Origin of the sequence: Companilactobacillus paralimentarius DSM 13238 = JCM 10415 (assembly GCF_001434985.1) — a bacterium.
GTDB classification, from domain to species: Bacteria; Bacillota; Bacilli; order Lactobacillales; family Lactobacillaceae; genus Companilactobacillus; species Companilactobacillus paralimentarius.
In genome coordinates, this window is sequence record NZ_AZES01000009.1 from 1 (window position 1) to 5,683 (window position 5,683).

Consider the following 5,683-nt stretch of genomic DNA (forward strand, 5'->3'; position numbering starts at 1 on the left):
GAGACATAGAATTTAAGCTCAACAATATGCCTAGAAAGTTATTGAACTATAAAACGACACAAGAACTCTTTGCTAGTTCCTGTGGCGCTTAAAGACATATTTATAAACTTCAAATACTGATATCACTTGGATTCAATTTATTTTGTCCAAGTGGCTAACTTGTTATTGAAATTTTCGAACCTTTTATTTATATAAAAATGTAATTATATCTAATTTTTATACATTTTAGCATTTTAGCATTTTTGTATAATGAAAGGCCTTGGAAATGACGTTAATATTGTCACTATGTCAAAAGTAAGAAGGAGAAATTACTATGAATATTATGATAACCGGAGCAAGTGGTGAATATGGTAATTATGCCATCGATTACTTGAAAAGATTTGCACCAGAGGCTAATCTGTTTGGATTGGTTAGAAATGAGACTAAGGGTGAGGCATTAAAAGCTAAGGGTGTTAGTGTCAGAATTGGTGATTACACGGACGTCAATTCTATGATTGATGCTCTTAAAGGAATTGATCGTCTACTTTTTGTGTCAGTCTCTAGACTTAATATTCAACAAAATGTTGTTCAAGCAGCTCAAGTTAACCATATAAAATACATTGCTTATACGAGTATTTCTCATCCTGAGTATTCGAAATTTGGATTAGAAACGATTCACACGCAAACGGAGAATTGGATTAAAGAATCAGGTATTCCTCATACCTTTTTACGAAATAGTTGGTATACGGAGTTAAACCAAGCTCTATTCGATTATGCTGCTAAAACAAAACAATTTCCGTATTTTGCTAAAGAAGGTAAGTTGTCTTTTGCCTTAAAGAGAGAGTACGCCGAAGCTGGGGCTAGAGTTATTGCTAACGGAAATTATGGCGAAGTACTCGATTTAGCAGGTGAACCTAAATCTTATCACCAAATAGCCTTTGCCACTCAAGAGGCCGTGAATACAAAATTAGATATCGAAAAGATTCCAGCTAGTAAATTTGTTTCCACGCTAGAAAGTTATAGAAAAATTCCCCTAGATAAAAATCTAGAGGAATTTTTTATTTGGGAATAACTTCAATTGTAGTACTACGAGGTCCTGCCTGAATCATTGGTGGAAGATAAGGACTATTTTGATATTTATCGTGATAACCTTGATCCACCAAATCATTAATTTTATCATTATGTAACTTTTCAAAAATTACTTCATGATTGGAACCAGCTAAGAATATTCGTCCACCTTGTTGTTGAATAGCAGAACGATACCAACGGGAATTTTGACCATTCCAAGCGCGGATAAATAATTTATCGTCGACAACGACCGACCAGATCCAAGTTGGTGTTCCGTAGGTTTTACCATCACTATAAAATGGTGAGACTCTAAAATCATCAACTTTGGCAAAACTTTGTAACTGTTCTAATGTCCATTTGTTTTCACTCGTCATAATTTTACCTAATTACCAAGGCTGGCTTGTTGAACCAACGGTGAACTCACTAACATTAGGATCTTCTGGCTGATTGATAGCAAAGGCAACATGATGGAGTCCAATTTGATATTAACCATATTTATACTTCTCCTTGAGTTAATCAATTTGCTTACATGTATTAGAGTAAGACTTGAATTAAATAATGTCTAATGCTTATAATGTATCTAAAATCATACGATATTGTAATAGCAAGGAGAAATGAAAATGGAATTACGAGTGTTGCGTTATTTCCAGGCCGTAGCATTAGAATTGAATTTTAGCCGTGCCGCTGAAAAATTACATGTTTCTCAACCAACCATTTCCAGGCAATTGAAGGATTTGGAGGATGAAGTGGGCGTAACATTGATTAAAAGAGGTGGACGCTCAATTGAATTAACTAGTGAGGGTGAATATTTTTCTAATCAGGTCAATCAGATTCTCGCTTTAGCTGATAAGACACTTGATAATATGCAGATAGGTCAGGATATTACCGGATCAATCGTTATCGGTAGTGCGGAAACAAGAAGTTTCATTAGTGTAGCTCAGTCGATTAAGGCTTTAAGAAATAAATATCCACATATTAAAGTCAATATCATTAGCACAAATGCTAACGATGTTAGGAGAAATTTAGATTCAGGGAATTTTGACTTTGGTATTGTAGTAGATCCGGCCTCAAAGAAGGATTTCGAGTTCATTCACTTATTAGGTGAGAGTCGTTGGGGAGTTTTGATGCCACGTAGTTCTGATTTAGCTAATAAAGATCATATAACACTGGATGACCTAGAGAATCGTGACATGATTGTCACACAACAGAACGGCTTTTTGGATACTTTAAAGGATTGGTATGGTGAGAGCACTAAGAAGTTCAACATTGTAGCAACTTATAATTTGCTTTATAACGCATCATTACTGGTTTCAGCCGGAGTAGGTTACGCTTTGTGTGTTGATGGAATTATTAATACTAATCAATCTGACTTAATCTTTGTGCCATTGGAGCCTCGTCGAACGGCAGGAACTAATTTAGTTTGGCAAAAGGGAAGAAAGTTGTCACAAGCTGCCGAAGCTTTTTTGAAACAGATATCTAGTGATATTGATAAATAAAACTGCTAATTTAAAAATTTAGCAGTTTTTTTATTTGGCACGATAAGTTAAGTACATGTCACTTTATGCCATTAAGATTGACGTCATTTGTCGGTATTATAGGTACATAAATTGAGACGCGGAGGCAGACAAATGTCAGTTATTTTAATTACAGGTGCAAGTAGTGGGATTGGTTACCAAACAGCGGAGTTATTAGCATCACAAAATAATATCGTATATGGTGCGGCTCGTAGATTAGACAAGTTGAATGAATTAAAAAAATATAATGTCCGTCCACTGGAATTGGATATCACTAATGAAGAATCTATTAAAAGCGCCGTTAAAACTATTATCAAAGAAGAAGGACATATTGATGTTTTAATCAATAATGCTGGTTATGGTTCTTATGGAGCAGTTGAGGATGTCTCAATTGAAGAGGCCAAACGACAATTTGATGTTAACTTATTCGGAATGGCACAATTAACCCAATTAGTATTACCATATATGAGAAAACAACATGAGGGACGAATCATTAATACTTCTTCCATGGGAGGACGTTTAGTTAGTTATATGGGAGCTTGGTATCACGCTACTAAGTATGCTGTGGAGGCTTTTAGTGATGCATTAAGAATGGAAACAAAAGAATTCGGAATTAAAGTTTCCGTTATTGAACCCGGTGGTATCAAAACCAATTGGGGTTTCATTGCGGCCGATAAACTACAAAAATCTGCTCAGGGTGGTGCTTATGAAGAACAGGCTGACAAGGCAGCTACAGGAATGAGAAAACAATACTCATCCAATATGATGTCAGATCCTAAAGTCGTTTCCAAAGCTATTTTAAGAGCGGTTAGCTCAAATCGTCCCAAAACTAGATATCTTATCGGCTTTGGAGCCAAACCGCTGGTATTTGCTAAAACAATCTTACCAACAACAGTTTTTGATTTCATAATGAAGCATGCTAGCTAATAGATAGGAGTTCTTTGATTAATGAAAATAAGTATTTCTAATCAGTTTCAGATTTTTATGAATAAAATGGGTCTCAACGTTAATGATATATTGCAGGAAGCGGGAATCAATAAGATTCTTTGGAAGGAAAATATTGATCTTAATAATAGTGAATATTGGCGTTTATTGGATGTATTGGATAGCAAAACATCTGATCAAAATATTATCTATTTATCCCAAATAGAAAAGATGAATACTTTCATGCCATCGTTTTTTGCAGCAATGACAGCCCAAAATGGGTTAGAGGCTATAAAGCGGCTTGCTGAATATAAATTTCTAATAGGGCCAGTAAAATTAACAATCATAACTAATGAAAAAACTACGTCTGTTCATATTTCGGGAATCGATTTACAGTTAGAATTACCTCGTTTTACGGTCATGCTAGAACAACTATTGATACTCAATCTGTTGAGAACAGGTACCTCGAAGACAATCATACCTGTTAAGGTGGGGAGCAAATATGACTATGGAACGGATATAATTGATGTTTTAAAAATAATGCCAGAAAAGTTAACGGAGAACGAGATCATATTTGACAATAATGACTTAGCCCAAACTTTCTTATCCTCAAATAATATTATGTGGGAATTTATACGTCCAGAATTGGATCGTAAAAAGTTAGAAGTTAAAAGTGGTAAATCATTAGAGGAAAATGTACAGGCACTTCTGATAAAAAGAATTCCTAGTGGTGATTTTGGAATAGATGAAATATCAAAAAGTTTAAATATTAGTAAACGAACCTTGCAACGAAATTTAAAAGCATTGAAAACCTCGTTCAATGAACAAGTGAAGTATGCTCGGCAAAGTTTAGTTAATCCTTTAATGAAGGATGAGACTTTAACATTGATCGATATAAGTTATTTATTGGGATACTCTGATCCGGAGTCATTTTCACGAGCTTTTAAGGCTTGGTATGATAGTAGCCCTTCGAATTATCGGAAAAATATTATTGCTTAAAAATTTGGAATATAAAAAGAGATATTCAATTTGAGCATAGATACATATTAGCTATAGGTATTAGACATCTGTTATAAGTGAACTTAAAATATTCTAGTAAGTTAATCAGAAAGCAGGAATAAATATATGAGTACAGTAATGATTATTGGTGCCAATGGTGGTACCGCTAGAATATTAATTGAACGTATCTTAAAGGAAACAGAAAATAATTTGATTCTTTTCTTAAGAAAAGCTGAAAGATTGAGTCAATATCAAGGAAATAACAGAGTAACCATTGTGGATGGGGATGTTCTCAAAACACAAGATTTAGCAAAGGCTATGAAGCCAGCCGATATTATCTATTCCAATGTCGGTGGAACTGATTTAGGCGCTCAAACTAAGAGTATTTTGGCTGCTATGGAAGAAGATGGAAAGAAACGTTTGATTTTCATTAGTGCTTTAGGTGCCCATCATGAAGTGCCAGGTAAATTTGGTGAATGGAATGAACAAGCAATTGCAGCATTTTTACCTGGATTTAGAGAATCAGCCACTCTTTTGGAACAATCAGACCTTTACTATACTGAAATTCGTCCAGCATGGTTAACCGATAATGACGAAATTGATTATGAGGAAACGATTCAAGATCAACCGTTTAAAGGAACAGAAGTTTCACGTGCTAGTGTAGCTGATTTTGTACTAAAATTAATCAATAATCCACGTCAAAACTTACGAGCAAGTGTCGGATTGAACAAACCAAATACTGATGGCGATAAACCTAGTTGGATGTGATTAAAGCCTATCTTGAAATGTACGTTATGGTGTAACATTATTCGTATATAGAAAGTTAGGAGAATATTTCCATGTTAAAACTGAAAGTGATCATATCTGCCGTGTTGGCATTAATCAGTATTGTAATTTTTATTTTTAAGGTTTTACCTGAAATTAAGCGAATTCGTAAATATAATAAAGCGGTTAATGGTCCAAAGTTATATCGCTGGACCGCTGATATAATGGAGGAATATCCACAAGAATACAAACGTATGAAACGGAGTATGTATATTTGGGTATGTCTTTATTTGTTACTTATCTGTTCCATTGTATTAGGAGTAACTGGTTTTTATGTGGTTCTTAATTATTATGATTATTCTTTGATAAAGATATTTGGGCGAATTTTATAATCAAGTTAGCCACTTTCAATAAAAGCTCAAAATAAAAACACC

7 protein-coding genes and 1 pseudogene are annotated in these 5,683 nt (G+C 34.4%); 6 read left to right on the forward strand and 2 right to left on the reverse strand.

What is annotated here, in order from left to right; genetic code table 11:
• Window positions 1-313: 313 nt before the first annotated feature.
• Window positions 314-1,051, forward strand: coding sequence for an NmrA family NAD(P)-binding protein (locus tag FD33_RS00365; RefSeq protein WP_025086251.1), 738 nt, complete (start codon window positions 314-316; stop codon window positions 1,049-1,051).
• Here FD33_RS00365 and FD33_RS00370 read toward each other — a convergent pair.
• Window positions 1,038-1,421: a DUF2255 family protein gene (locus FD33_RS00370; RefSeq protein WP_025086252.1), complete on the reverse strand. Its 384-nt coding sequence runs from the start codon at window positions 1,419-1,421 to the stop codon at window positions 1,038-1,040. The two genes, FD33_RS00365 and FD33_RS00370, sit on opposite strands and share 14 nt — an antisense overlap.
• A gap of 12 nt (window positions 1,422-1,433) precedes the next feature.
• Window positions 1,434-1,511 (reverse strand): annotated as a pseudogene (locus tag FD33_RS12830) (oxidoreductase); the annotation flags it as partial.
• A 156-nt stretch (window positions 1,512-1,667) separates the two neighbouring features.
• Here FD33_RS12830 and FD33_RS00375 point away from each other — a divergent pair.
• The 5 genes from FD33_RS00375 (at window position 1,668) to FD33_RS00395 (ending at window position 5,641) form a co-directional block, all read left to right on the forward strand.
• Window positions 1,668-2,543 (forward strand): LysR family transcriptional regulator, encoded by an 876-nt coding sequence (locus tag FD33_RS00375; protein ID WP_025086253.1) that lies wholly within the window; start codon window positions 1,668-1,670, stop codon window positions 2,541-2,543.
• 132 nt (window positions 2,544-2,675) lie between these two features.
• On the forward strand, window positions 2,676-3,488 hold the full coding sequence (locus FD33_RS00380; RefSeq protein ID WP_025086254.1) for an oxidoreductase: 813 nt from the start codon (window positions 2,676-2,678) through the stop codon (window positions 3,486-3,488).
• A 21-nt stretch (window positions 3,489-3,509) separates the two neighbouring features.
• The gene (locus FD33_RS00385; RefSeq protein WP_025086255.1) at window positions 3,510-4,484 is read left to right on the forward strand and encodes a helix-turn-helix domain-containing protein; all 975 of its coding nucleotides are present in this window, start codon (window positions 3,510-3,512) and stop codon (window positions 4,482-4,484) included.
• Window positions 4,485-4,610: 126 nt separating this feature from the next.
• Entirely contained in the window at window positions 4,611-5,252 is a 642-nt protein-coding gene (locus tag FD33_RS00390; protein ID WP_025086256.1) for an NAD(P)H-binding protein, read from the forward strand.
• A 71-nt stretch (window positions 5,253-5,323) separates the two neighbouring features.
• Window positions 5,324-5,641 (forward strand): hypothetical protein, encoded by a 318-nt coding sequence (locus FD33_RS00395; RefSeq protein ID WP_056955656.1) that lies wholly within the window; start codon window positions 5,324-5,326, stop codon window positions 5,639-5,641.
• The last annotated feature ends 42 nt before the right edge of the window (window positions 5,642-5,683 follow it).